The 26,001-nt window shown below is 35.3% G+C and carries 27 protein-coding genes; 21 read left to right on the top strand and 6 right to left on the bottom strand.

The features are described 5' to 3' along the window. The first annotated feature begins 86 nt into the window (after window positions 1-86). Window positions 87-908, top strand: a complete 822-nt coding sequence (locus D9780_RS08665) for a MerR family transcriptional regulator (RefSeq protein WP_121639868.1) — start codon at window positions 87-89, stop codon at window positions 906-908. Window positions 909-967: 59 nt separating this feature from the next. Here the strand turns inward: D9780_RS08665 and lexA are convergent, their stop codons facing one another. Continuing rightward, window positions 968-1,591 carry a transcriptional repressor LexA gene (lexA, locus tag D9780_RS08660; RefSeq protein WP_073003970.1) on the bottom strand — a complete coding sequence of 208 codons (624 nt, stop codon included), beginning with the start codon at window positions 1,589-1,591 and terminating at the stop codon, window positions 968-970. A gap of 278 nt (window positions 1,592-1,869) precedes the next feature. On the opposite strand from lexA, the gene D9780_RS08655 reads away from it, so the two are divergent. The 9 genes from D9780_RS08655 to D9780_RS08610 all read left to right on the top strand — a co-directional run bounded on the left by D9780_RS08655 (window position 1,870) and on the right by D9780_RS08610 (window position 9,699). Further along, the gene (locus D9780_RS08655; protein WP_073003972.1) at window positions 1,870-2,514 is read left to right on the top strand and encodes a YneB family resolvase-like protein; all 645 of its coding nucleotides are present in this window, start codon (window positions 1,870-1,872) and stop codon (window positions 2,512-2,514) included. A 188-nt stretch (window positions 2,515-2,702) separates the two neighbouring features. Then, window positions 2,703-2,936, top strand: a complete 234-nt coding sequence (locus D9780_RS08650) for a DUF896 domain-containing protein (RefSeq protein ID WP_073003973.1) — start codon at window positions 2,703-2,705, stop codon at window positions 2,934-2,936. A gap of 100 nt (window positions 2,937-3,036) precedes the next feature. Then, the gene (gene tkt, locus D9780_RS08645) at window positions 3,037-5,043 is read left to right on the top strand and encodes a transketolase (protein WP_116279530.1); all 2,007 of its coding nucleotides are present in this window, start codon (window positions 3,037-3,039) and stop codon (window positions 5,041-5,043) included. Between the two features lie 223 nt (window positions 5,044-5,266). Further along, entirely contained in the window at window positions 5,267-5,719 is a 453-nt protein-coding gene (gene sirA, locus D9780_RS08640) for a sporulation inhibitor of replication protein SirA (protein ID WP_073003977.1), read from the top strand. 52 nt (window positions 5,720-5,771) lie between these two features. Further along, the gene (locus D9780_RS08635) at window positions 5,772-5,993 is read left to right on the top strand and encodes a YneF family protein (protein ID WP_050352841.1); all 222 of its coding nucleotides are present in this window, start codon (window positions 5,772-5,774) and stop codon (window positions 5,991-5,993) included. 1,515 nt (window positions 5,994-7,508) lie between these two features. After that, window positions 7,509-8,213, top strand: coding sequence for a cytochrome c biogenesis CcdA family protein (locus tag D9780_RS08625; protein WP_116279533.1), 705 nt, complete (start codon window positions 7,509-7,511; stop codon window positions 8,211-8,213). Window positions 8,214-8,276: 63 nt separating this feature from the next. Beyond that, window positions 8,277-8,705 (top strand): Na(+)/H(+) antiporter subunit B, encoded by a 429-nt coding sequence (locus D9780_RS08620; protein WP_073003982.1) that lies wholly within the window; start codon window positions 8,277-8,279, stop codon window positions 8,703-8,705. 17 nt (window positions 8,706-8,722) lie between these two features. Further along, a complete protein-coding gene (locus tag D9780_RS08615) occupies window positions 8,723-9,088 on the top strand; it encodes a response regulator (protein WP_121639866.1) in 366 nt (121 codons plus the stop codon). A gap of 128 nt (window positions 9,089-9,216) precedes the next feature. After that, window positions 9,217-9,699, top strand: coding sequence for a CcdC family protein (locus D9780_RS08610; RefSeq protein ID WP_121641463.1), 483 nt, complete (start codon window positions 9,217-9,219; stop codon window positions 9,697-9,699). 262 nt (window positions 9,700-9,961) lie between these two features. Here D9780_RS08610 and D9780_RS08605 read toward each other — a convergent pair whose 3' ends face one another. Then, a complete protein-coding gene (locus D9780_RS08605; RefSeq protein ID WP_116279535.1) occupies window positions 9,962-10,435 on the bottom strand; it encodes a DUF2621 family protein in 474 nt (157 codons plus the stop codon). A 241-nt stretch (window positions 10,436-10,676) separates the two neighbouring features. Here D9780_RS08605 and D9780_RS08600 point away from each other — a divergent pair, with 241 nt between their 5' ends. The 7 genes from D9780_RS08600 (at window position 10,677) to D9780_RS08570 (ending at window position 17,582) form a co-directional block, all read left to right on the top strand. Then, window positions 10,677-11,795: an ATP-binding protein gene (locus tag D9780_RS08600; protein WP_121639865.1), complete on the top strand. Its 1,119-nt coding sequence runs from the start codon at window positions 10,677-10,679 to the stop codon at window positions 11,793-11,795. A 254-nt stretch (window positions 11,796-12,049) separates the two neighbouring features. After that, window positions 12,050-14,764 carry an aconitate hydratase AcnA gene (gene acnA, locus D9780_RS08595; RefSeq protein ID WP_073003990.1) on the top strand — a complete coding sequence of 905 codons (2,715 nt, stop codon included), beginning with the start codon at window positions 12,050-12,052 and terminating at the stop codon, window positions 14,762-14,764. A gap of 538 nt (window positions 14,765-15,302) precedes the next feature. Next, the gene (locus D9780_RS08590; RefSeq protein WP_121639864.1) at window positions 15,303-15,890 is read left to right on the top strand and encodes a TlpA disulfide reductase family protein; all 588 of its coding nucleotides are present in this window, start codon (window positions 15,303-15,305) and stop codon (window positions 15,888-15,890) included. 88 nt (window positions 15,891-15,978) lie between these two features. Next, complete coding sequence (locus tag D9780_RS08585) at window positions 15,979-16,164, top strand: FbpB family small basic protein (RefSeq protein WP_073003994.1); 186 nt, start codon at window positions 15,979-15,981, stop codon at window positions 16,162-16,164. Between the two features lie 131 nt (window positions 16,165-16,295). After that, the gene (tlp, locus tag D9780_RS08580) at window positions 16,296-16,520 is read left to right on the top strand and encodes a small acid-soluble spore protein Tlp (protein ID WP_073003996.1); all 225 of its coding nucleotides are present in this window, start codon (window positions 16,296-16,298) and stop codon (window positions 16,518-16,520) included. A gap of 332 nt (window positions 16,521-16,852) precedes the next feature. Further along, a complete protein-coding gene (locus tag D9780_RS08575) occupies window positions 16,853-17,296 on the top strand; it encodes an acyl-CoA thioesterase (protein ID WP_116277123.1) in 444 nt (147 codons plus the stop codon). Then, window positions 17,280-17,582 carry a hypothetical protein gene (locus D9780_RS08570; RefSeq protein ID WP_121639863.1) on the top strand — a complete coding sequence of 101 codons (303 nt, stop codon included), beginning with the start codon at window positions 17,280-17,282 and terminating at the stop codon, window positions 17,580-17,582. Before D9780_RS08575 ends, D9780_RS08570 begins: the two co-directional genes overlap by 17 nt. Before the next feature lie 111 nt (window positions 17,583-17,693). On the opposite strand, the gene D9780_RS08565 is transcribed toward D9780_RS08570, so the two are convergent. The 4 genes from D9780_RS08565 to plsY all read right to left on the bottom strand — a co-directional run bounded on the left by D9780_RS08565 (window position 17,694) and on the right by plsY (window position 20,125). Next, entirely contained in the window at window positions 17,694-17,993 is a 300-nt protein-coding gene (locus tag D9780_RS08565; RefSeq protein WP_073004001.1) for a HesB/YadR/YfhF family protein, read from the bottom strand. A gap of 15 nt (window positions 17,994-18,008) precedes the next feature. After that, entirely contained in the window at window positions 18,009-18,233 is a 225-nt protein-coding gene (gene yidD, locus D9780_RS08560; RefSeq protein ID WP_073004003.1) for a membrane protein insertion efficiency factor YidD, read from the bottom strand. A 17-nt stretch (window positions 18,234-18,250) separates the two neighbouring features. Then, on the bottom strand, window positions 18,251-19,186 hold the full coding sequence (gene folE2 / locus D9780_RS08555; RefSeq protein WP_240458800.1) for a GTP cyclohydrolase FolE2: 936 nt from the start codon (window positions 19,184-19,186) through the stop codon (window positions 18,251-18,253). Window positions 19,187-19,543: 357 nt separating this feature from the next. Then, the gene (gene plsY / locus D9780_RS08550; protein ID WP_121639862.1) at window positions 19,544-20,125 is read right to left on the bottom strand and encodes a glycerol-3-phosphate 1-O-acyltransferase PlsY; all 582 of its coding nucleotides are present in this window, start codon (window positions 20,123-20,125) and stop codon (window positions 19,544-19,546) included. Window positions 20,126-20,707: 582 nt separating this feature from the next. Here plsY and D9780_RS08545 point away from each other — a divergent pair. The 4 genes from D9780_RS08545 (at window position 20,708) to ltrA (ending at window position 25,709) form a co-directional block, all read left to right on the top strand. Next, window positions 20,708-21,775 (top strand): ABC transporter ATP-binding protein, encoded by a 1,068-nt coding sequence (locus D9780_RS08545; protein ID WP_121639861.1) that lies wholly within the window; start codon window positions 20,708-20,710, stop codon window positions 21,773-21,775. Continuing rightward, entirely contained in the window at window positions 21,768-23,291 is a 1,524-nt protein-coding gene (locus D9780_RS08540; protein ID WP_121639860.1) for an ABC transporter permease/substrate-binding protein, read from the top strand. Before D9780_RS08545 ends, D9780_RS08540 begins: the two co-directional genes overlap by 8 nt. A gap of 154 nt (window positions 23,292-23,445) precedes the next feature. Further along, window positions 23,446-23,862, top strand: a complete 417-nt coding sequence (locus D9780_RS08535; protein WP_073004012.1) for a CoA-binding protein — start codon at window positions 23,446-23,448, stop codon at window positions 23,860-23,862. 584 nt (window positions 23,863-24,446) lie between these two features. After that, window positions 24,447-25,709: a group II intron reverse transcriptase/maturase gene (ltrA, locus tag D9780_RS08530; RefSeq protein WP_121639859.1), complete on the top strand. Its 1,263-nt coding sequence runs from the start codon at window positions 24,447-24,449 to the stop codon at window positions 25,707-25,709. The last annotated feature ends 292 nt before the right edge of the window (window positions 25,710-26,001 follow it).

The following is a 26,001-nucleotide window of genomic DNA, read 5'->3' as shown; positions in this document are numbered from 1 at the left end:
TGTAACGTATTCTATAGTATGTTAGATAACATCTACACACCTTATGCTAGTCGCTTTTAAAGACAAAACAAAGGAGTTTTTAACATATGGCTGAAAAATATTTTAAAACAGGAGACATAGCCAAATTTCATGGGGTGTCTAGTGACACAGTGCGTTATTATGATAAAGAGAATTTAGTTACTCCTTCTGTTGTTAAAGATAATAGATATAGGTATTATTCTTTGAATGATGCTTTAAAGTTTAGTAATGTGACTTGGTTGCGTGAACTAGGTGTACCTTTAAAAGCAATTAAGAACTGGCTTGATTATAAAGATTTGACAGATGTATCGGGATTTAACGAGACTTATTTAGAGACATTATTGCTAGAGAGAGAGTTATTAGATAAAAAAATTTATTTTTTACAAGAGTTAAATAGAAGACTAGCCTCTTTTCAAACAAAACCAAATATGTGGGAAGTAGTTAAGGATAATTACATATTTACTTGTAAAGGATTTAACTTTACAGCTGATGATAAAGGATTCAATATTAATGAATCCAACCTGTATGATTCCCAAGAAGATGTTTTTTGGAATAAAACTTTGATGATTGTTTATCAAAACAACTTAAGGGATTTTCATCATCCTAAAAAAGGAGAAGTATATTGCTCTAACATTATTTCTAGTATCGATCAAGATATCAAAAAAATTAGTTTTCCAACAGCACTTCGTTATAATTTTGTAGGCAATCCCTTCTCTAATATGAGAAAGATGCAAGAAATCTTGAAAGAAGCAAAGCAACATGCCACTACGCATCAGTTGTGCCTCGAAGAATACTGTTATTCATTGTTTTACCTTTCGCAAATTAAGGAAAAGAGCCCCGTTTACTATGTGCATATTTATTGTCCTGTTCATTATACAGGGGAATATTGACAGAACAAAATTCATAGTAACCCAATATTTATACACTAAAAACTGCCAATTGGCAGTTTTTAGTGTATATGTCGATACAATCCAATAACTTTCCCTAAAATGGTTACATTATCGTATACAAGCGGCTCCATCGTTGCATTTTCTGGTTGTAATCGTATATGATCTTTTTCTTTAAAAAAACGTTTTACGGTTGCTTCATTATCTGCTGTCATTGCAACAACAATTTCACTGTTTTGTGCTGTGTTTTGCTGTTTAACGATTACCATATCTCCATCTAAAATTCCGGCTTCAATCATACTCTCTCCTTCAATCACTAAAACAAATAGACTATCATCAGGGTTAGCTGTATTTGCAGGAAGTGGAATATATTCTTCAATATTTTCTACAGCTGTTATAGGTAATCCTGCTGTTACTTTTCCGATAACAGGCGCATAAAGTGCTTCTTCTTTTGGAATAGGATTCTCTTCTTCCAAATGTAAGATCTCAATTGCTCTTGGCTTTGTAGGGTCGCGTCTAATATAGCCTTTGTCTTCAATTCTAGCTAAATGCCCGTGAACAGTCGAGCTAGATGCCAAACCCACAGCCTTGGCAATTTCTCTTACAGATGGTGGATAACCTTTTTGCATTACTTCATCTTTTATATAATCTAAAATCATTTGTTGCCTTTTGGAAAGTTTAGTCATGAATCTATCACCTCGCACATAATATTAATTAACCTTAGTTTACCATTAGATAAAACTTCGCGCAAACATTCGTTCGAAAAAACGCTTGACAAGATCATATGTTCGAGTATAATAAGTGTATAAAACGAACAAAAGTTCTATATTGTATAAGGAGGGCTATTAGATGTTTCAAAAACTGACCAAAACAGACGCATTCTATCTTGTAGCTTTTGCATTAACATTAGGTTTCTTATATTATTCTATTATAATGAGTTAATATGATAGAAGGAGTAAACATTGTGAAGGCAGTTGTATATTGTAGGGTAAGTACTGACAAAGAAACTCAAGAAACATCATTAATAAGACAAAAACAGGAGTTGGTTAAACTGGCAGCTGAATATCAACTTGCTGTGGTCGCTTGTATACAAGAGCAAGAGAGCGGATATAGTATCGATCGAGATGGGATATTTAAGATGTTAGAGATTTTTTCTCAAAAAAGGGCAGATTGTTTATTGATTCAAGACGAGACTCGGTTAGGTAGGGGAAATACAAAAATTGCCCTTTTTCACCAGCTGCAGAAATTACATGTTCCAATTTATACAAGTTTTCATGGAGGAAAGTTAGAGTTATCGGAAGCAGATTCCATGGTGTTGCAGATCGTTGGAATTGTGGAGGAGTATCAACGCAAAATACATAATATGAAGATAAAAAGAGGGATGAAGCAGGCGATTGCAAAAGGTTATGATCCTACTTTAAATCTTTCGAATAGAAATGAAGCCCCAGGAAGGCAAAGATTAGAATTTCCTGTTGAAGAAGTTATTAATTTACGCCAAACTGGTCTGACGTTTAAAGAAATTGCTAATACATTAAATGGTCTAGGTTACAATGTATCAAAGGCTACTGTCCATAGACGCTATCAAGAATACAAAAGCAAACAAAAATAAAATTATTCTCAGAAGGACAAGTTCTTTGCCCTTCTCTTTTTTATATGGTACTGTAAATAAATCATGTTGATAAGCACACCTATTTTATCTCAATGACATCTCTTGTACAATGAAAGAAAGTGCAATTTTTGTCAACGAAAACTTAACATTTAACGGAATGAAAATATATGCTGAGGGAGGGTAGATGGATGCTATCAAAAGGTAAGATCGAACGTATTAATGAGCTTGCAAGAAAATCTAAAGCGGACGGACTAACTATTTCTGAACAAAACGAACAAAAAAAATTACGTCAGGAATACTTACAGGGTGTAAGAAAATCATTTAAAAATCAGTTTAAAACAATGAAAGTAGTTGATCCAGAGGGAAATGATGTAACACCGAAAAAAGTAAAAGATTTACAAAAAAAGCACAACAATAAGTAGTAATACCTATTTTGCTATAAGTGCATGATTTCACTTGTAGCAAAATAGGTTTCATTATAGAATGAGTATAGGCATGATTATGAAAGGAGTTTTTACTGAAATGGTAAATACAATTGAGCAGCAATCTATTAATACAATCCGGACATTGTCTATTGACGCTATTGAACATGCAAATTCTGGGCACCCAGGTCTCCCAATGGGAGCAGCGCCAATGGCTTATACGTTATGGACTGACTTTATGAACCATAACCCAAAAAATTCAAAATGGTTTAATCGTGATCGTTTTATTTTATCAGCAGGCCATGGATCTATGTTATTGTACAGTTTACTACATTTATCTGGTTACCAAGTATCCATGGATGATCTAAAATCCTTTCGACAGTGGGGATCTAAGACGCCCGGACATCCTGAAGTTCATCATACGGATGGAGTAGAAGCAACTACTGGGCCTTTAGGACAAGGTATTGGTATGGCTGTCGGTATGGCAATGGCAGAAGCACATTTGGCTGCTAAATTTAATCAAGAAGATATTGCGGTGGTGGATCACTTTACATATGCAATAGTGAGCGATGGCGATCTAATGGAAGGTATCTCTCATGAGGCTGCGTCTTTAGCAGGACATCTGGGATTAAGTAAACTGATAGCACTTTATGATTCTAATGATATTTCTTTAGATGGGGATTTAAATAAATCTTTCTCTGAAGATATTGAAAAACGTTTTGCATCATACGGCTGGCAAGTATTAACTGTCAAAGATGGTAACGATGTCAATGAAATTAGACAAGCTATTAAAGCAGCGCAAGAAAATCAAGAACAACCAACTTTAATTGAAGTGAAAACTATCATTGGATATGGGTCTCCAAATAAATCTGCTTCGGCAGCTTCTCATGGCGCTCCATTAGGTGAAGATGAAGTGAAACTGACAAAAGAATTTTATAAATGGACACACGAAGAAGATTTCTATGTGCCCGAAGAAGTATATGAAGATTTCAACCAAAAAATAGTTAAAAGAGGTGTTGAAGAGGAGGAAAACTGGAATCAACATCTAGCAATGTATAAAGAGAGGTACCCAGAATTAGCTAATCAGTTTGAGCTTGCTCTCAACGGTGAACTTCCTGCAGATTGGGACAAAGAGCTTCCAGTTTTTGAACCGGAACAAGATACACTAGCTACAAGGGCATCTTCTGGAAAAGTATTGAACGCTATTGCTAAAACCGTTCCAAACTTCTTTGGTGGTAGTGCTGACTTAGCCGGCTCAAATAAAACTACCATGAACGGGGAAGATGATTTCTCTCGTAAAAACTATGCTGGTAGAAATATTTGGTTTGGTGTACGAGAGCATGCAATGGGCGCAGCTTTAAATGGTATGGCATTACACGGTGGATTAAATGTATTCGCTGGTACTTTCTTTGTGTTTAGTGACTATTTGCGACCTTCCATTCGTCTTGCATCAATTATGAACACACCTGTCACTTATGTGTTTACACATGATTCTATTGCGGTAGGGGAAGACGGTCCAACGCATGAACCTATTGAACAGCTTGCTTCACTACGAGCAATGCCTGGTTTATCGCTTATTCGACCAGCTGATGCAAACGAGACACAAGCAGCTTGGCGATTAGCTTTAGAATCTACAGATACACCAACAGCACTTGTGTTAAGCAGGCAAAATTTACCTACGCTTTCTGGTACGAAAGAACATGCGTATGAGGGTGTTAAAAAAGGTGCTTATATTATTAGTGAAGCAAATAAAGAAACGCCTGATGTAATCCTTCTGGCAACTGGGTCGGAAGTACAATTAGCGATTCGTGCCCAAGCCGAACTGAAGGAAAAAGGTATAGAAGCTCGCGTAGTAAGTATGCCATCTTGGGATCGATTTAAAGCACAGGATAAGAGCTACCATGAACAAATTCTACCTCAAACTGTCAAGAATCGGGTAGCTATTGAAATGGCTTCTCCATTCGGTTGGGAAAGATATGTAGGTGAACACGGGAAAATTATTGGTATTGATACTTTTGGAGCTTCTGCAAATGGGGAGAAAGTAATGAAAGAATATGGTTTTACCGTGGAAAATGTAGTTAAGCACGTAGAATCATTTGTTAATTAAGTAAAAAAAGAGTGACCTGCAAGTTTGGGTCATTCTTTTTTTACTCTAGTAAATAATCATTTATTTTTATCTTAATCGAATATATTATAGTGATCGCCAAAGACAGACAAAAGAAGTGGTAATTTTCTTTAAAACCTGACAGTATTTTTAATATATAACACGTATAATAGGTATATCTAATAACATCCTGCATGATAGTAGGAAGATCGGAGAGATTATACCTATGCACATGTATTCTATATACCACTTGACAGAGGAAGTAGCTAAGAATTATTTCCATAAAAGTAGCTTACTATATCGGTTTTTTATGGAATTGAAATCCCAACCTAATCGTTCTGATTTGCGTAGACAATTTGATTACATTACGTATCCAATTTGTTATAAAGGAATTTTGCTAACGATTCAACGTTTTAATTCTGCTAATTTATTTGTAAATATAGACAAGCATAGGGTTAGTATATATAATAAGAAGGCGTGCATTTCTTTACATATTGGTGAAAAACATTTAAAATTTCATTGTGAAACGTTAGAAATCGCTGAGGAAATACTATTTCCAATATTACGTAGTTACCAACCATTGCTTTTTGTCGTTGGCGACAATATACAAAACTTCGGTTGGATAACACCAATTTTGGAATACAGTCAACCAGAACAAAATGAGGCAATGTATTCCTAGTATTAATTTACTATACTGTTTTAAGAGACAACACGAAGGAGGAAAGCTTTACATGGACACAATATGGGTCGTATTAATCGCTGTAGCAGCGTTAATTATTGGTGTTGCTCTTGGGTTCTTTCTTGCAAGAAAATATATGATGAATTACATGAAAAAGAATCCACCGATTAATGAACAAATGCTACGAACATTAATGATGCAAATGGGTCAAAAACCTTCCCAAAAGAAAATTAATCAAATGATGCGTGCAATGAACAACCAGTCCGGAAAATAAAAACGTTGATATGCCAGTGGTTTTAGACGTTGGTCTTCATTATCAAAAAAGTGCTTTTGATTAAGTTTATTAGCACACTTTTAGTATTATTTTGGGTTAATTTTCCTTGAAACCACTTATTTCTGTAAAAAATTAAGCAGAAAAGGTGGTTTTTTATTTTATGTTTTTAATAGGTTTTATACAGAATGTCGTCCTCAATCTCAATCGCAACGCAATGAAGTTCCTGCAGCGTGGACAAATACACTTATCCCCCCTCTTTTAAAAGAAGTAGAATTTAAGGGGGAAATAGATAAACGATTAAAAACAAGTGATGAGAAGAAATTGGAGGAATGTAGGAATATATACGTTTTTCCAATATGGATGCATAGGCTTTCACTACGTAAGAAAAACGTTTTTACGTTGAGAATAAAGGATCTTACAATCGTTCATGCTTCCGTTATAAAGAAACTATGAACAATACGGTAAGGGTTTTGAAGCGAGATTCACTTGGTACTAGAAACTTGAACATTTGAAGCATGAAATTTTATGGCAGCAACAGGTAAAAAAGGTGCTAGTTTGAAATATACATAGCAGAAGAGATATACGGAGACTCCTGTGAAAAACGGCGACTGAGACCCCAAAGCAGGCTTTATGAGGAGTATCGGGCGGGTTTGTTCGCGGGAAGCGGAGTACGTCCCTCTTGAGACCTAATAAAAAGTGTTTTTTATGGAGAACAAGCTTTTAACCAAAAAGTTGGTGGCGTAAATATCATACCAGTTCCTTTGACAGAGAACCTTTTTAATTTTGTATTTAGTTTCTGGTCTCACTGAGCAAACCTTTGTGAAGTTTATTTTGACATTTTATTAAATATGATTTCCTTTGAAGTTTCTTTGTTTTAAAATTAGCAATTGTTTTGCGAACTCTTTTGTTTTGAACAATAAAGTTATAATAGTTTTCCTGGTTCATATAATCTAAGAACCATTGTTGCTTTTTTAAGTACTTTAAGTTTTCTGATATATCTTCCTCGTAATTTCGAAGTGATGGAGAGTATAAATTGATGAAGACCACTATAGCAAAAATCAACAAATAAAATAAAGTTTTCATATTAAATCCTCTCTTATTAAATTGTGTTCTTAGTGTCCAAGTTCATTTGATGCTTATGAGAAATTATACTGTCTAAAATACGTTTAAACAAATGATTCGTTTCATGGAAGTTTTACTTTAGGAGAATGAATAAACAATATAGGAATTTATAAAAAGTTTTTAAGCGATGCAGAACAGCGTTATTTAAAGCACAATAAGTTTTATTGGTATCATAAGCATCATCCTTTCTGCTAAATTCTTTCAGATGAGTCTATATAATTAAGTAATACAGGTGCTTGAGTAATCTATAAGCTCATAGAAGAATGGTTAAAAAACTTTATGAATAATTATGATTTTTAAACGTTTTCACTTGATTGTCAAAAATGTTTGCTAGACATGGATTGCTAGTTTGATACAATAGACACATTGAATAATAATAGAGGAGGTATACCTTTGACGGAAATAAATGTATTCATCGCTTTTGGAGCAGGTTTTCTCTCCTTTATATCTCCGTGTGTATTACCTTTATATCCAGCATTTTTATCCTATATTACAGGTATGAGCGTAAATGAGTTAGCTGAGGACAATAAAAAACTGAATGCAAAAAGCATATTTCATACGGTTTTCTTCTTGTTAGGATTTTCTGCCGTATTTATTATGATGGGGTTTGTAAGTTCGGGTATATCTGATTTTTTACTTTTGTACCAAGATATAATTAGGCAAATTGGTGCTATTGTGATCGTGTTTTTTGGGTTAGTTATCGTTGGTATACTAAATTTTGATTTTTTAATGAAAGATCGAAAAATAAATTTTAAAAATCGTCCAGCAGGATTTATTGGCACGTTTATTATCGGTCTAGCCTTTTCCTTAGGATGGACGCCATGTACTGGCCCAATTTTAGGGATCGTATTATCATTAGCTGCCACAGAGCCTAATACCGGTATGATGATGATGATTGGATACATACTTGGTTTTTCAGTACCTTTCTTCGTACTATCATTTTTCATTGGTAAATTAAAATGGATAAAAAAGCACAGTTTAAAACTTGTTAAAATCGGCGGCTATGTCATGATTTTTATGGGGATCGCTTTGTTTTTTAATTGGATGACCGCGCTAACTTCATATCTAGCAGGATTATTTGGTTTTTATGGCTTCTAATGGATTTTTAACTTATGATATATTACAATAAAAACTATAACTGCTATTAAAGGGGCAATACAAATGTACAAAACGAATGATCTTATTTTACGAACCACTGCATCTTTAATTGCGTTTATTCTACTAGGTTTTGCAGTGTATTTGTTATTGGCTGGACACAATTCTCCTGGTGGTGGGTTTGTTGGAGGCCTTATGACTGCTGGTGCTATTCTATTAATGAATATGTCCTACGGGTTTAAAGAAGTAAGAAAGGTGTTACCAATTAATTATGTAAAATTAATTCCTGTTGGCTTAGCAATCGCTGTTGGTACAGGTATTGGTTCTTTTCTTTTTCAACAGCCTTTTTTATCTCAAACCTATGGTTATTTTCACTTTCCTATATTTGGAGAAATTGAGTTAGCTACAGCCATGATTTTTGATTTAGGTGTATACTTAACAGTTGTAGGTGTAATGATGACGATTATTTTATCAATTGCTAATGATACGGAATAGTGAGGAGCAAATGTGGCATGGCAAAAATACTTGTAGTCGATGACGCTAATTTTTTGCGGACTGCACTCACTTCGATTCTAAAAAAGAAAAATCATGAAATTGTTGGAGAAGCAGAAAACGGCAAAGAAGCTGTACGACTATATCAAGAATTGGAGCCAGATATTGTAACTATGGATATAACAATGCCCGTAATGAACGGTATTGAAGCTATGAAAAAGATTATTGAATTAGACTCTAAAGCTTCCGTAATTATGTGTTCGGCAATGGAGCAACAAAAGGTAGTTTTTGAAGCGATAGAGCTTGGTGCAAAGGATTTCATTGTTAAGCCATTTGACGATAATCGCGTCCACGACACCTTTGAGCGTGTCATATATTCCACGTGACACTTGTTTCTTAATTATTAAATAATTTTTGAAGTGACGCTTTATTTATTCGTCTATTACTTTTCCTCTCCATGTCACACGTAAACAAGTAAATTATTTAGGTTATGATGGGAGAAAGTGAATTGCACATGTTTTGGTTTATTACAAGTACAGTTGGGGCAGCTATAATGGCAACTTCTATGATTTTTCTTCGATTAAAAGCAGCAAAAAGGCCGGCTTCTGTTAAGAAAATCATTCTACCACCACTTTTTATGAGTACTGGAGCGCTAATGTTTTTGTTTCCTATGTTTCAAATTAGTTGGTATCAAGTTTTAGAAGCTTTTAGTGTAGGAGTACTATGCTCCTTTTTTTTAATTAAGACATCCAAATTTCAAATACGGAATCAAGCAATTTATTTAATTCCGTCTAAAGCATTTGCTTTTATACTATTTAGTCTATTGTTATTTCGTATTGTTGTTAAGCTTGCTATAGGAAGTCATATATCTTTTGGTGAAACAAGCGGTATGTTTTTCCTATTAGCTTTTGGGATGATTTTTACTTGGCGCATAGCGATGCTTTATAAATATTTACAGTTGGAAAAGGAATTAAACACTAAAGTAAATAATTTTTAATCAAAAGGTACTACTATAGATTTTATTTAACTAATCTAATTCCAAATAAATTTTTAAAAAGACTTGGCTATTGCCAAAGCTTTATGACGATAACTCTAGTTTTTCTTCTACTATAAACCCTAAAGAATTTATATTTTCCTATAATGCAAAAAACCGATCTTACTTTTTATATGAAGGATAAGTCGGTTTTTTGCATTATAAAAGATTTGTAGATAGTATTATAATAAATTTTTTTCAAGACCATTAAAATAAATTTATATGGTTATAATTGATGTTTTTTCTTCCAATCCGAATTGTAATCATTATTGGATTGTTGAAAGAAAGGTTCATAAGGTGCAGTATCAATTTCTTTTTCAGCTAATTTTTTTCGTAAAAATTTATGATCACGTTTGGGGGTAGCAATTATATACCCTTCAATTAATACATCTTGCGTAATTTTTTGTTTGCTTTTTGCTAAAGCAACTTCTCCAACTTTGCCGACAATCTTATGTCTTGCAACATCACGGAATAGTTCAGGAACAGGAGAAACCAATTCTTCTAAAAGTTGTTTTTCTTCTTCATCCCACATATGTTTTGTTGTATTTACATAATAAGTTTCCCAATCCATTGTCGATTTTCCATCTTTCTTTGGCAATCGTTTAAGAAATTTACGAAACATGAAGTAACCGCCAATAGCCATAATTGCAATCATAAAAAAGCCCCAAAAAATAATTAAGTAATCAACAAAAACCGACATCATCCTCCTCCTCCCCTTCTTTTTTCCAAAATTTCGCAAGAATTTGACAAAATATTTAACTATTTAATTTATTTTTTCATTCACTTATAGTAATATTACTAATAATTGGATGTTTAAATACGCGGTCAATTTCATTATAAGCTGAAAAATATATGGAAACAAGCGTCATACTATTAAAATTGAATTCATATAATTATGTAACAGAAAGGAATTGTTGATATTTGCAAAAGAAGGGGGAAATATGATGAGGTACGAAAAAGAGATAGGAAATACCGATGAAACTATTCATTTAGCTGAACTGGAACAGATACAAAGGAATAATCTTCAATTGTCGTCTTTATCGACATCTATGCTTACTTGGATAGAAGAAAATTGTCATGATATTATTTCCGTTTTGAATGAGGACGGTTTGTTTGTGTATACTTCCAAATCTGTCGAGCGTATTCTTGGCTATCATCCATCCCAATTAATCGGAAAACCATGGTATACATTTGTATCCACAGAAGATATTGACTATATTAAAGAAAATTGTGACCGTTCTCCAGCGCTAAAGCGGTTTTATCAACTGAATGTTTTAAATAGTGCTGGAGAAGCCATTTGGTCATCTTGTACACTAACTAAAATGAAAGAAAAAGATACAGACAGAACTTACTATCTTTCCATTATAGCTGATAAGCGAGATAAGAAAGAAGTAGAAGAAATAATGATTCAATCAGAGAAAATGTCTGTAGCTGGTCAATTGGCTGCAGGTGTTGCTCACGAAATTCGTAACCCTCTAACATCTTTAAAAGGTTTCTTGCAGTTACTTCAAGCGGGTGTACGGAAAGAAGAATATTACAATATTATGATAGAAGAAATAGAAAAAATGGAAACGATCACCTCAGAGCTGTTATTTATTTCTAAGCCATTAACTGAAACGAAGAAATTAGAATCAATTGATTCAATGATTCGTGATGTAATTGTATTGCTTGGGCCTCAAGCGAAAATGAAAGGAATCTTTATTGAATATGGTGGCTCAGAAAAAGATAAAATTTACTGTGATCGTTCACAGATTAAACAAGTATTAATTAACTTAATTAAAAATGCTATTGAGGCTATGGAACAAGGAGGTAGCATTCGAATTGTAACTAGTTCTTCCGAATCCCATGTAGATGTGTGCATTATTGATGAAGGGCCTGGAATACCGCAAGAAATAATACATAAATTAGGTGAGCCTTTTTTCACTACAAAACAAAGTGGTACAGGATTGGGACTTATGATTACAAAACAAATTTTAGAAAGACATCAAGCGTTTTTAGAGGTGAAAGCTAATGAACAGATTGGTAGCACATTCAGGATCATCTTCCCAATACCAGCATGATTTTAAATAAGTCAGAGCATAAAAATTGAAAGCATAGAATGATCATATAAACAAGTAATTGGAATAATATTATTTTATATAAGTATTTCTTATCGATATGCATAATTTTTTACTATAAGCTTAAGAGGGTTGAATGGTTTGTTTTATGTTGGTTTTTCTTATAAGATAGAGACAGTGAAAGGTTTTATATTGTAGATGTAATAACAAACGCTGTATTTTGGTATGGCGAGCATGAAGAAGAAAGGGGTACACACATGGGGAAGAACAATACATTAAATGCAAAAAAACAATTTAAACTCAATGACAAAACGTACAATTATTATGAACTAAAAGCTTTAGAAGAAGCTGGTTTTGGAAAAGTAGCACGATTACCTTTTTCAATACGTGTGCTTTTAGAATCTTTAATTCGTCAACAAGATGGGCATCAAATTAAAGACGAACATGTAGAAGGATTAGCAAAATGGGGGACAAAAGAGGGCGAAGGGGTAGATGTGCCTTTCAAACCATCCCGTGTTATTTTACAAGATTTCACTGGTGTCCCAGCCGTAGTCGATCTTGCTTCACTAAGAAAGGCTATGGTAGATATGGGAGGAGAACCTGGAGAAATCAATCCTGAAGTACCGGTAGACTTAGTTATTGATCACTCTGTACAAGTAGACCAATATGGTACTGCGAATGCACTAAAAGCTAATATGGAATTGGAATTTGAACGAAATGCAGAGCGTTATGAATTTTTAAACTGGGCACAAAAAGCATTTAATAATTACCGTGCAGTTCCACCTGCAACCGGGATTGTTCACCAAGTAAACTTGGAATATATAGCTAATGTTGTTCATGGTATAGAAGATGACAATGGCGAATATGAAGCGTTTCCTGATACATTAGTAGGTACAGATTCACATACTACGATGATAAATGGTCTAGGAGTATTAGGATGGGGCGTAGGAGGTATTGAAGCAGAAGCAGGAATGCTTGGGCAACCATCGTACTTTCCTGCACCTGATGTAATTGGTGTGAAATTTACAGGTAGTTTTCCAAATGGCACTACAGCGACTGATTTAGCATTAAAAGTTACACAAGTGTTACGTGAAAAAAATGTAGTAGGTAAATTTGTAGAATATTTTGGGCCAGGTCTACAAGATATGCCATTAGCTGACCGAGCAACGATCTCAAACATGGCGCCAGAATATGGTGCTACTTGCGGATTCTTCCCAGTTGATGAAGAATCATTAAATTATTTAAAATTGACAGGTAGGGCGCAAGAACAGATTGACCTTGTAGAAAAATACTGTAAATTAAATAACCTCTGGTACTCACCGGATCAAGAAGATCCAAAGTATACAGAAATTGTAGAAATTAATTTATCCGAATTAGAACCAAATCTATCCGGACCGAAACGTCCGCAAGATCTCATTTCTTTATCTAATATGAAGAAAGAGTTTAATAAAGCAATAACAGCACCAGCTGGAAATCAAGGTTTTGGATTGGATAAATCCGAATTTGATAAAGAAGCTGTTGTCGAACATCCTAATGGGAAATCTTCTGTAATGAAAACAGGTGCGCTTGCAATTGCTGCAATTACATCTTGCACGAATACGTCAAATCCTTATGTAATGTTAGGAGCAGGGTTACTTGCGAAAAATGCTGTGGAAAAAGGTCTAGAAGTTCCGGAATATGTAAAAACTTCGCTTGCACCTGGATCAAAAGTAGTTACACGGTATTTGGAAGATGCAGGCCTAACTCCATACTTGGATAAACTAGGTTTTAACTTAGTTGGGTATGGTTGTACTACATGTATTGGTAACTCAGGCCCTCTACGTGAAGAAATTGAACAAGCAATTATTGAAAACGATTTGACTGTCGCTTCTGTGTTATCTGGAAATCGTAACTTCGAAGGACGTATTCATCCGTTAGTAAAAGCAAACTATTTAGCTTCACCACCATTGGTTGTTGCTTATGCGCTTGCAGGTACAGTGGATATTGACTTGAAAAAAGATGCATTAGGAACAGATAAAGACGGAAACCCAGTATTCATGAGTGACATTTGGCCTTCTATGGAAGATATTAAAAAACAAGTAGAAGCAGTTGTCCAACCAGAAATATTCCGTAAAGAGTACGAAGATGTATTTAGTTCCAATGAGCGTTGGAATCAAATTGATACTACAGATGAACCACTGTTTGAGTGGGATAGTGAGTCTACGTATATTCAAAATCCTCCATTTTTTGAAGGGTTATCGAAAGAACCTGGTACTGTAGAACCTTTACAGAATTTGCGAGTTGTTGGGAAGTTTGGTGATTCTGTTACAACAGATCATATTTCACCAGCTGGAGCAATTGCAAAAGATATGCCGGCAGGAAAATATTTACAGGATAAAGGTGTGTCACCTCGTAATTTCAACTCATATGGTTCACGTCGTGGAAATCATGAAGTGATGATGCGTGGTACCTTTGCAAATATTCGAATCCGTAACTTAATTGCACCAGGAACAGAAGGTGGATTTACAACATATTGGCCAACAGAAGAAGTTATGCCAATCTATGATGCTGCCATGAAGTATCAAGAAGAAGGTACTGGTCTAATGGTGATTGCAGGTAAAGACTATGGAATGGGCTCTTCTCGAGATTGGGCTGCAAAAGGAACGAATTTATTAGGAATCAAAACAGTTATTGCTGAAAGCTTTGAGCGGATCCATCGGTCAAACTTGGTTATGATGGGAGTTCTTCCTTTACAATTTAAGCAAGGAGAAAACGCTGATAAATTTGGTTTAACTGGAAAGGAAACCTATCATGTGGCAGTAGATGAAAGTGTAAAACCTCATGATTTGGTTAAAGTAACAGCAGTTGATGAATCTGGTAAACAAGTAGAATTTGAGGCTATTGCTCGCTTTGACAGTGATGTAGAAATTGATTATTATAGACACGGCGGTATTTTACAAATGGTGTTACGTAGCAAGTTAAGCGTTATTTAACAAAGAACAAGTGAAGATCTCTGCCTATTTATTGGCAGAGATCTTTTTTAAAAGATTAGAAAGCATATAATTTAATGCTATGGCGCAACCACCAAATAACCGAATGTGCACCCGTCGGGCTCCATCGCCTAGAAACGAGGTGACTTCACGAATCGCGGTATCATCATTGGTTCGTCGTTAATAGAAAAGCCGACTAAAAACGGGCTAGTCGCCCGAAATCAGTACCCCCCCTCTGTTTTAATGGCATAATTTCTAAATCTTTATTTGATTCGTTCCATTTGTCTAGGTGCTAAACGACACTTGGGACCTTTGTTCTTAAGAAACAAAACGCTGTGGTTTTGCTTATATGTTGAACATGAATATTTCTTATTTTTCCTGTAGTATCAAATTATCACGTGTCTTTATATTCTAAAGATGTTAAAATGGATTTCAGTTGACTATACAATTATTTATGTTTTTATTAATTATAGTTATTGATAAACAATGCATATAACCAGTGATAGATAATGTATATGAAAAAGGACAAGGGGAAATTTTTATGTTAAAGAGGATAGTAGGAATTTCAATCATTATTGCCTTAGCTGGCGGTGTGCTATATAATTACGTACAGCAAAAGAAAGAATCGGAAGCAACAAAAGATAATGCATACAACGTAACTGGAGATACAGAGGCAGAAGGTGGAATGATTTCTTCGGTCAAAAATCCACTTGACGTCGGAGAGAATGCTCCAGATTTTTCACTAAATACATTGGGTGAAGAGAAACTACAACTCTCAGAATTACAAGGGAAAAAGGTAATACTAAATTTTTGGGCAACATGGTGTCCTCCTTGTCGTGAGGAAATGCCCGCCATGCAAGAGTTTTATGATCATTTTAAAGATGAAGTAGAGGTAGTAGCTATCAATTTAACAAAGAGTGAAAGTAAAAAGGAAGATGTCGCTGCTTATATTGAGAAATATGACTATACATACCCAATTCCTCTAGATGAAAAAGCGGAAGTTAGAAGTGCCTATAAGGTTGTAGCTGTACCAACCACTTATTTTATTGATGAGGAAGGAAAGATTGCCAAAATACACCCAGGGCCAATGGATTATCAATTTATGAAAAAAACGGTAGGAGATATGTAGGCTTAAGGACAGAGGAAAACTGTTTGAGCTTCATATCTTCATTCCCGTCTATATATTGCTGCAATAAATCAATAATTCGGTGTATACATTGATTTTGAAATGGGTAACCTGTTTTAAAAAGGAGGAGATTCCCATTTCTCTTAAAAAAAACCAAACATTTAATGATTTGTTGCAGAAAAATCGCCAATCTATCTTAGAAGATAAACGTTTGATGGAAAAAATTGAAGAAAGAATAGAAGCAAAACATAAGCATATTCAACAGAAGAATGCATAAAAAGTCACGTAACCACATTTTAAATGGTTACGTGACTTTTAAGTTTAAAAAATGGAAGAACGGTATAGATCTATTTTAACTAGGTAAACTATAAGCGAACGGAAATATTAAATAAGAAAGAGGTCAGAGATATGTCAGATCAATATCGTTCTAAACCTGATGATCGAAGTGACAATGTAGAGAAATTACAAGAAATGGTCCAAGATACGATACAAAATATTGAAAAATCACATGAGACCATGCAATTTTCTTCTGGTGAGGAGAAAGAAGCTATTCAAGAAAAGAATAAACGAAGAGAACAAGCGATTGAAGGTATGCGCCAAGAAATTAAAGATGAATATAAAGACCAAAATTAATGTTACTTTCTTTTCCCCCAAGTACAGAATTGTTGTATTTGGGGGGAATTTGAATTCTAATAAAATACCTCGACTTGTAAGACGCTGTATGGTTCCCGCTTCAAGATAACAAGTTTAAATGCCTACCCTTATTACCCTTATCCTACTTGATAATGCGTGAGAAATGAAAAATGACAAATTCACTTTGTAGAAATACCTAAGTAGATTGATGCTAAATAGTGCCCTTGATATTAAGCCTTGTTACATACGTTAAAACTTGCTAAAAGATGGATTCTTAAAAATATGTTAAGCTATATATAAAGAAATAGTTTTTTAATAGGAGGAATCCTTCATTGTCAAGTATAAAAACACCAATCGAAGTACGTTATCAAGAAACAGATCAAATGGGAGTTGTATATCATGCTAATTATTTAGTGTGGTTTGAAATTGGAAGAACGAAATTTATTGAATCATTAGGGTTAAAATATACAGAAATGGAAGCACATCAAATCGTTTCACCTGTCACTAACGCAAACATTCAGTTTAAACACCCAATTCGTTACGGGGAACAAGTAACTGTTGAAACGTGGCTAAAATCTTATAATGGCATACGTACAGTCTATGGTTATCGCATATTGAATGGGCAAGGAGAAGTTGCTGTTAGTGGGACAACGGAACATGTTATTGTGAATAAGCACACGTTTCGTCCGCTATCGCTGAAGAAGACCTTTCCAATCTGGCATCAAGCATATAAAAGTCAACTAGAAGGAGAAAAAGAAAGTGGCATTCGGCATTAGTCGTCAAGAATTACAGTATTGGAAGCAAAAAGTAAGGTCAGGAGAAATTGCTTTTTTAACCCATTTTTGGTTGGACCATCGTTTCCCAAAATGTACAACAGTAACGAAAGCAGGTTGCAAAGATATACAAAAATTAATTGCTTGGGGAAAGAAGTACCATTTACAGCCAGATTGGATCGATCAAAAGGCTGGTTTTCCGCACTTTGATTTATTTGGAGAAAAGCAAAAATACATATTGGAAAAAGAAGGCAAATGGGACCAAATAGAACGATTCCAATTACTATAGTACTTTAAAACAGCTACAATTGCATAGAAAGTCTTCAACACTTGCATGTTAAAAAATTGGAAATAAGTGACTTTCTGTTTTTCTTTAAAGTATGAAAAAAGAGCTTATAATCTAAGCTCTTTTTTCATAAGAAATTTCTGGTTCTTGTTTTTTTCTGCTAAACTTAATTTTTAAATCATTATCTTCAAAGTACCATGCATCTTTTTCTTCGACATAAAAAGTAATGTTGTCTATTTCTTTAGCAGCATGTACCTCCTCAGGTGCATCCTTACTTACACCTAGTGAAAAACCTGGAATATTACCTCCAAATCCTCCATATCTGACAAAAAAGCGAATGTAGTTGTCATTGTTTTCTAAATCTAACTCATTCTTATACCATTTCGCTGCTTCTTTACTTATCTGTATATCCATGGTGACAGCTCCTTTTCATTTTTTGTTCTTTTCAGGTACCAGATCAATGCCACCTGGATGAAAAGGGTGACATTTGCTAATTCGCTTTACTGTTAGATAGGTACCTTTAACAACACCAAATCGTTTGTAGGCTTCGAGTCCATATTCAGAGCAAGTAGGGAAAAATCGGCAACTCGGCGGTTTAAAAGGACTGATAGCAGTACGGTAAAATTTTATCAAACCGATAAAGATATATTTCATAATAACCCTTCTTTATCTCAAATACCCTTGGTCTTATCATAAGTGATTTCAGCAATCGCATCGTGCATATGAATAGATTCTTCATTTTGGCAAGTTACTTTAAACTTTTCAATAAATGGCGTTTCATATAAATCAGCAGCTATTAAACGAACCATATCTTCGACAAAACGCGGATTTTCATATGCTTGTTCTGTAACAAATTTTTCATCCGTTCGTTTTAAGATAGGATGTAATCGAGCGCTTGCGTTACTTTCTGCTGCCTCAAGCAAGACTTTTTTCCAATCAAGATCTTCTTCTTGATAATCATCACTAACTCTTATTTCCATTGTAACATTACCACGCTGATTATGAGCGCTATATTCACTTATTTCTTTAGAGCAAGGGCATAGTGTAGTAATGGATACACCTAAAGATAATTGAATATGGAATCCTTTTGTTTCATGGTATTCCATTTTAATACTCGCATTAGCGTGATTTAAGCCAATAAGACTTGTGTCAGGGGCTTGTCTTTCAAAAAACCAAGGAAAGCTTACTTCTATTGTTGCATCTTGTTGTTCAACTCTTTTGGCCATATCTTTTGTGAATTTTTTTAATAATTCTAGGTCCGTAGAGAACCCATTTTTTTGGTAACTTGCTAGTTGTTCAATAAAGCGACTCATGTTTGTGCCTTTGTTCGTTTGTTTTAAGCTGGAAGTGAATGTAAATTCTGCGACACTTGTTTGTGTGTACGGTGGCATGAAACTATATATCAAAATAGGGTGTTTTACCTTTGTAACCCCAACCGCATCTAGATCAAATAAAAAATCTTTTTTTGTATTCTGTAAATCCGCCATATGCATTTTATCAACAGGTTTTGTTTTTGGGGCAGGCTTTACAGAACCAAATAGTTGATGGCGCTTTTCTTTAGAAGGTAATTGTTTTACTGGAAAAGCCTTTGCCTGATGTTTCATCATATTGCCCCCTTTCTCTATATTGTTAAAGTATACGTTACGACGTAATGATAATCAATTTTTAGGTTCTATTTCTTATTAAGAGTTTTTTTGCTGCAACAAGTTTAATTAAAAGTAAGTAAATGCCCTCCTTTATGTCTCAATAAAGCAAGGGCATCATCTAAGTTTTACAAAAATATGCTATGATAAAAAACGATAACTTTTGCATAAACAGTAATGACATGCTAAAGTCTTTTAAACAAAATAAAATGCATTTTTCAAAGTAACTACAAAGAAACGTTATTTTTTCAAGTTCTAGCTATAGTTTTCTCGTTATGAATTGTAACAAAGTATAGTGCATTAGATAATCATGTTATGTAGCTACATCCACGTAATTTTTGGCTCTGTTTTGTTCTTTATTCGCTTTAAATTTTCCCGATGTCTATATATCACGAAAATAGTTAATAGTGATGTAACGATAATTAATCCTGTATTTTGAAAAACAAAAGAAAAAATAACTGTTATGACTCCAGTAATAATGGAGGAAAGCGACACATATTTAGAAATATACAAGCTAATAATGAAAGTTGATATCATCAATAAAAATAATAGTGGATTAATACCTAAAATGATTCCTGCAGACGTTGCAACCGCTTTTCCACCTTTCATTTTAGCAAAAATCGGGTACGTGTGGCCAATAACGGCGAACAGTCCAATAATAAGTCTGTGTACATCAGCGTCAAATATTAGGGGGATGAGTGTTGCTGCAGTCCCTTTTAAAATGTCAGCTAAAGTTACAATGATTCCAGCTTTTATACCTAATACACGAAAGGTGTTGGTTGCTCCTAAATTTCCACTTCCATGTTGTCGTACATCTTTGTTATATCCAACCTTACCAACGATAAGCGCTGAAGGGATTGAACCAAGTAAATAGGCTATAAAAGCAAACAGAACAAATTCCATATTTTATTTCCCTACTTTCCGTATATGATGTTATTTATTTCGGATGTATAGTGCTGCATGATTCCAACCTCAAAACTCAGAAGATATGACTAAACAAGTATTAGTAGAGATAACAGTACCTAAATCCCATATTCGTTTAGAGTATACGATTAGGCTACTAAACAAATTGAAGATTTTACCGCACTACGATTATTACAACGAAGTATATGATAGCGCTTCTGATGAATACCATGCAACTTACAAAATATATTAGTGCTGTTCTTTATTTTAGCATGAAGTTTATAAATTAAGAACAGTTAATTCATATACTAGGTTTCTTCGTTTTGTATAAGGGGTATTACATAAGCATTGAAATTGTTAATTAAAGAATCCTATGATTGTTTACTAGAATATGGTATTGTTTGTGTTTGAGGCTCGCTTTAAAGATGACAGCATTCATACTACAATAATTATAACCAGTTTACAACTAGGCAGAAACCGAACTTTTAGCTAATAAGACTTGACGAAAAAAAATCTAGCTAAGAAAGCGGAACCCTTCTAACTGAACGTAGATCATAGTTAATACATATATGGAGGCTTGTTATGATTGAATTTAACCAAGTTTACAAAGCATATCTAGATGGAACAGAAGCTGTAAAAGATATTTCTTTCCAAGTCGAAAAAGGAGAATTTATTACTTTAATTGGCCCAAGTGGTTGTGGTAAAACAACAACAATTAAAATGGTTAATCGACTAATGGAACCAACTTCAGGTGACATCTATATAAAAGGAGAAAATATTAGCGCATTTCCAATTGACCAGTTACGGTGGAATATTGGTTACGTACTACAAGAAATAGCTTTATTTCCTCATATGACCATAGAAGAAAATATCGCAGTTGTTCCTGAATTAAAAAAATGGGATCGACGACGAATTCAAAATCGATCTAAGGAACTATTAGAGATGGTCGGTCTTGACCCATCCATGTATAAGAAAAAACTGCCAGCCGAACTTTCTGGTGGTCAGCAACAGCGTATTGGAGTTATTCGTGCTTTGGCAGGTGATCCGGATATTATATTGATGGATGAGCCATTTAGTGCCTTAGATCCGATCAGTAGGCAGCAATTACAAACAGATATCCAAAGATTACAACAAGAAGTGAAAAAAACCATTTTGTTTGTTACCCATGATATAAAAGAAGCAATGGCATTAGGGGATCGTGTTTGTTTAATGAATGAAGGGAAAATTGTACAGTTTGATACACCAGACAATCTCGTACGTCACCCGAAAACTACATTTGTAAAAGAATTCACTGGTAAAAGTCAGTCACCTTGGGACACACCTGTGGAAACAATTGCTTCTTCTGCAAGAAAACATATATTAAGCCGAACTGCTTTGAAACAAGGAGAATATGACCCTAACCTACTATATATAATAGCGGATGAAAATAATAATTATGTTGGTATGGTGAAACAAGGTAGGAAGATGGAAGGCGTACAACTACAACATAATCTTCCTTTATCAGAGGTGGTCCATGTGACAGAAGAAGTAGACCAAGATTTCTTTCCAATAGTAAAAGAAAATAAACTTGTTGGAGTGTTTCAATTTAGAGATATGGTTGCGTATTTAAAAGATCAGTCCCTGTTTGCAGGGGGATCAGAAGATGAATGAGTTTGTAAATGCATTTCAAAACCGACAAGGATTGCTTGCTGAAACCATTTGGGAGCATTTACAAATATCACTTATTGCTTTAATCATCGCTATTTTAATCGCTGTTCCTTTAGGGCTCTTGTTAACAAGATATCCTAAAATAGCTGAACCGGTCATAGGTCTTACAGCTATTTTACAGACTATTCCAAGTTTAGCGGTGTTAGCATTTTTAATTCCTTTTTTCGGTATTGGGACGCTACCAGCTGTTATCGCTTTAACTGCTTACGGTTTACTGCCAATTTTACGAAATAGTTATACTGGGATTAAAGAAGTAGATCAAGCTTATATTGAAGCAGCAACAGGCATGGGGATGAATTCTTATAAGCGGTTAATAAAAGTTGAATTACCTATTGCGATGCCAGTATTAATGGCAGGAGTTCGGACATCTATGGTTTTAATTGTTGGAACAACTACATTAGCCGCTTTAATTGGCGCTGGCGGTTTAGGAGAAATTATTCTATTAGGCTTAGACCGTGGAGCTGATGTTAATCTAATTTTATTAGGAGCTATACCTGCCGCTTTACTTGCAATTATACTCGATGTCATTTTACGGTGGTTTGAACGAGTTTCTAAGAAAGCAGGCATTAAAACGCTGTTAGTTATGTTACTACTTGCTATATGTATTGTTATCGCTCCATTCGTTATCCAAATGGAAGAAAAGGAAGACATCGTGATCGGTGGGAAATTAGGGGCTGAACCTACTATTTTAATGAATATGTACAAGCTCTTAATAGAAGAGGAAATGAATTTAAACGTTACCCTAAAGCCAAATCTTGGAAAAACAGCATTTGTGTTTGAGGCATTGGAACAAGGGAGTATTGATGTTTATCCTGAATTTACAGGAACAGCCATTGTTACTCATTTAGAAGAAGAGACAACTAGCCAAAATGAACTAGAAGTGTATCAACAAGCCAAAGATGGAATGGAAGAGGCATTTGATATGGCATATTTACAGCCGATGGATTATAATAATACGTACACCGTTGCAACGACAAAAGAAATAGCTGATCAATACAACTTGCAAACAATGGAAGACATTAAACAAGTAGAAGAACAGTTGATTGCAGGATTTACATTGGAATTTAAGGACAGATACGATGGATATGTTGGAATGCAGGATGTTTATGAGCTGGACATTGCAGATGTTAACACAATGGATCCTGGTTTGCGACAGGAAGCCATAACATCCGGTGAAGTTGATCTCATTGATGCATATGCAACAGATAGTTACATGGAAGAGCTTGGTTTAGTTGCTTTAAAAGATACGAAAAGTTTATTTCCTCCTTATCAAGGAGCACCTCTTTTACGTAACGATACGTTAGAAAAACACCCTGGACTAGAGCGAGTTTTAAATCAGCTTGGAGGTAAAATAACGGATCAACAAATGAGAGAAATGAATTATCTAGTGGACTATGAAGATCAGTCACCTGAAAAAGTTGCTAAAGATTTTTTAACAGATCAGGGATTATTACAATAACGGGAAGGCTCTCGCCTAATCGTCTGCATCGCTAAGGTGTGACTTAAAGAATGCTTACAAAGAAGACCATTTAGGTGCTGTTACCTCTTCATTTCTCGTCTCAGCAGGAATCTTATAGCACCTTATTTTGGGATAAAATGAAGGAGGTCATTATATGACTTGGGAAAACCCAACAAATGAAGAACTGAAGCAGATTCTAGCTACAGCTAAAACAATTGCCGTTGTTGGATTATCAAATAATCCAGAACGAACATCTTACCAAATTGCTAAGATTATGCAACAAGAAGGGTATAAAATTATTCCTGTAAACCCCACTGTAGAGGAAGTTCTTGGGGAAAAAGCCTATACGTCGTTGTCAGAAGTACCTGATTCGATAGATATTATTAATGTGTTTCGCAAACCAGAATTTTTACCAGAAATTGCACAACAAGCTGTAAAAACGAATTGTAGGGTTTTTTGGGCTCAACAAGGTATTGTTAATGAAGAAGCATATTATTACTTAAAGCATCATGACTTTACTGTTATTATGGATTTATGTATTAAAGTAGTCCATGCTGTGTTGGTAAAATAATAGGTAGAACAAAAGGGTGACAAAAACATGTCATCCTTTTGTTTGTGTGTGCCAGGCATGCACACATTCTCTAGGGTTCGAGTCCCGAACCACGAAGGCAGTAGTAGTGGTTAGCCTAAGACAAGGGTGTCTGGGGTGACCCAGAATCTGAAGGAAGTCGGCGGCAAATCTCCGCCCTTAGGAACACGAACTTCATAGAAGGCTAGGTGTACTTGGATGAGACTGCACAACAAGTCAAAGTCCTTACTGCCAAAGGGTACACAGAGTAAATGAAGTGGGGATATGGAGAGGAAGAATGTGTGCTTACCCCGGGAGATCTGACAGAAAAGCGGTGCACACGCCGTAACCGAACATGTAAGTGTTCGCTGAACTGTCAGAAGTCAGCCGAAGCCGTAGTACTAGATATTTCTAGGAAGGGCTGAATCATTGAAGAAGAATGGTCGCTTCGGAGTACGCAATACTTGATGAAGCAGAAACAAGAAAACCTTCCTAGTGAAGGAAGCGGTGAATCCCGTGGGGGACACTAGAAGGGCTGAGAGAAATTGCCACACAAGAAGAAAGAGCCATTCACGTAGGAGTTAGATATCATGTTGGAAAGCATTCTATCACGAGAAAACTTAATATGTGCACTGAAACGTGTCGAACGTAACAAAGGAAGCCACGGTGTGGATGAAATGCCCGTACAAAACCTACGAGCGCATCTCATGGAACACTGGGCTTCCGTTCGAGAACAACTCGAATCAGGTACCTACTATCCTCAACCCGTTCGCCGTGTCGAAATCCCGAAACCAAACGGCGGAGTGAGGAAGCTAGGAATTCCTACCGTGCTAGACCGTTTCATCCAACAAGCAATCGCACAAGTTCTAACAACCATCTATGACGCAACATTTTCTGAACATAGTTATGGTTTTCGCCCAAACAGACGAGGACATGACGCGGTTAGGAAAGCGAGAAGCTATATGAAAGATGGCTATCGCTGGGTTATAGACATGGATTTAGAGAAATTCTTTGATAAAGTACATCACGACCGATTAATGAGGAAACTGAGCCAAAAGGTCAAAGATCCGAGAGTACTTAAACTTATACGTAGGTATCTCCAAGCTGGCATTATGGAGGACGGAATCGTTCAACCAAACACAGAAGGAGCCCCTCAAGGCGGACCATTAAGTCCGTTGCTATCCAACATCGTTTTAGATGAGCTAGATAAAGAATTAGAGCGAAGGGGGCTCCATTTCGTCCGTTATGCGGACGACTGTAACATATATGTTCAATCGAGGAGAGCGGGATCGCGAGTGATGAAAAGTATCACTACATTTATCGAAGGAAAACTCAAATTAAAAGTAAATGAACAGAAAAGTGCAGTAGACCGCCCATGGAAGCGTAAATTCCTAGGATTTTCTTTCACATTCCATAAAGAGAACCCAAAGATTCGGGTTTCTAAAGAAAGTATCAAACGCTTTAAACAGCTTGTCAGAGAACTAACCTCAAGAAAGAAGTCTATGAATATGCAGGATAGAATCGCAAAGCTAAATCGATACTTAGTAGGTTGGCTAGGCTACTATCAGCTAGCAGAGACGCCCTCTATATTTGAAGTTTTGGATAGCTGGATTCGAAGAAGGATGCGAATGATACGCTGGAAAGAATGGAAGAAAGTCAAAACAAAATACAAGAATTTAATAAAACTTGGAATTAGTAAAGGAAAAGCATGGGAGTGGGCAAACACGAGAAAGGCTTATTGGCGTATAGCTAAAAGTCCGATCTTACATAGAGCATTAGGTGATCGATACTGGTCAAACCTAGGCTTAAAGAGTCTACATAAACGATATCAAACGATGCGTTGGACTTAAATGAAACCGCCGTATACGGAACCGTACGTACGGTGGTGTGAGAGGTCGGGGGTTAGTCGCCCCCTCCTACTCGATTTAATTTTTTACATAGGTGAGAAAAGGCTTTGTTCTCTAAAGATGATCGCACAACTTAAAAGTAAAGGAAGAATAAGGGGAATAATCTCTCTCCATAGCATTTTAATATATACTTATTTTATATTAACGAGTGGGACAAAAACCTCGTCAATGATTGAAAGGGACAGCGATTTCGCATGTTTAAATGAGAGTCATTCTTGCAATATGAGCAACTTGT

The organism is Virgibacillus sp. Bac330 (genome assembly GCF_003667845.1).
Lineage (GTDB): Bacteria > Bacillota > Bacilli > Bacillales > Amphibacillaceae > Virgibacillus > Virgibacillus chiguensis.
This window is presented reverse-complemented; position numbering and strand designations above follow the sequence as displayed.

Excerpts from the sequence above, each read along its gene's own strand:
- D9780_RS08665 (WP_121639868.1), top strand. The coding sequence starts at position 87 with ATGGCTGAAAAATATTTTAAAACAGGAGACATAGCCAAATTTCATGGG.
- lexA (WP_073003970.1), bottom strand. The coding sequence starts at position 1,591 with ATGACTAAACTTTCCAAAAGGCAACAAATGATTTTAGATTATATAAAA.
- D9780_RS08650 (WP_073003973.1), top strand. The coding sequence starts at position 2,703 with ATGCTATCAAAAGGTAAGATCGAACGTATTAATGAGCTTGCAAGAAAA.
- tkt (WP_116279530.1), top strand. The coding sequence starts at position 3,037 with ATGGTAAATACAATTGAGCAGCAATCTATTAATACAATCCGGACATTG.
- sirA (WP_073003977.1), top strand. The coding sequence starts at position 5,267 with ATGCACATGTATTCTATATACCACTTGACAGAGGAAGTAGCTAAGAAT.
- D9780_RS08635 (WP_050352841.1), top strand. The coding sequence starts at position 5,772 with ATGGACACAATATGGGTCGTATTAATCGCTGTAGCAGCGTTAATTATT.
- D9780_RS08620 (WP_073003982.1), top strand. The coding sequence starts at position 8,277 with ATGTACAAAACGAATGATCTTATTTTACGAACCACTGCATCTTTAATT.
- D9780_RS08615 (WP_121639866.1), top strand. The coding sequence starts at position 8,723 with ATGGCAAAAATACTTGTAGTCGATGACGCTAATTTTTTGCGGACTGCA.
- D9780_RS08610 (WP_121641463.1), top strand. The coding sequence starts at position 9,217 with ATGTTTTGGTTTATTACAAGTACAGTTGGGGCAGCTATAATGGCAACT.
- D9780_RS08605 (WP_116279535.1), bottom strand. The coding sequence starts at position 10,435 with ATGTCGGTTTTTGTTGATTACTTAATTATTTTTTGGGGCTTTTTTATG.
- D9780_RS08600 (WP_121639865.1), top strand. The coding sequence starts at position 10,677 with ATGATGAGGTACGAAAAAGAGATAGGAAATACCGATGAAACTATTCAT.
- acnA (WP_073003990.1), top strand. The coding sequence starts at position 12,050 with ATGGGGAAGAACAATACATTAAATGCAAAAAAACAATTTAAACTCAAT.
- D9780_RS08590 (WP_121639864.1), top strand. The coding sequence starts at position 15,303 with ATGTTAAAGAGGATAGTAGGAATTTCAATCATTATTGCCTTAGCTGGC.
- tlp (WP_073003996.1), top strand. The coding sequence starts at position 16,296 with ATGTCAGATCAATATCGTTCTAAACCTGATGATCGAAGTGACAATGTA.
- D9780_RS08565 (WP_073004001.1), bottom strand. The coding sequence starts at position 17,993 with ATGGATATACAGATAAGTAAAGAAGCAGCGAAATGGTATAAGAATGAG.
- yidD (WP_073004003.1), bottom strand. The coding sequence starts at position 18,233 with ATGAAATATATCTTTATCGGTTTGATAAAATTTTACCGTACTGCTATC.
- folE2 (WP_240458800.1), bottom strand. The coding sequence starts at position 19,186 with ATGATGAAACATCAGGCAAAGGCTTTTCCAGTAAAACAATTACCTTCT.
- plsY (WP_121639862.1), bottom strand. The coding sequence starts at position 20,125 with ATGGAATTTGTTCTGTTTGCTTTTATAGCCTATTTACTTGGTTCAATC.
- D9780_RS08545 (WP_121639861.1), top strand. The coding sequence starts at position 20,708 with ATGATTGAATTTAACCAAGTTTACAAAGCATATCTAGATGGAACAGAA.
- D9780_RS08540 (WP_121639860.1), top strand. The coding sequence starts at position 21,768 with ATGAATGAGTTTGTAAATGCATTTCAAAACCGACAAGGATTGCTTGCT.
- D9780_RS08535 (WP_073004012.1), top strand. The coding sequence starts at position 23,446 with ATGACTTGGGAAAACCCAACAAATGAAGAACTGAAGCAGATTCTAGCT.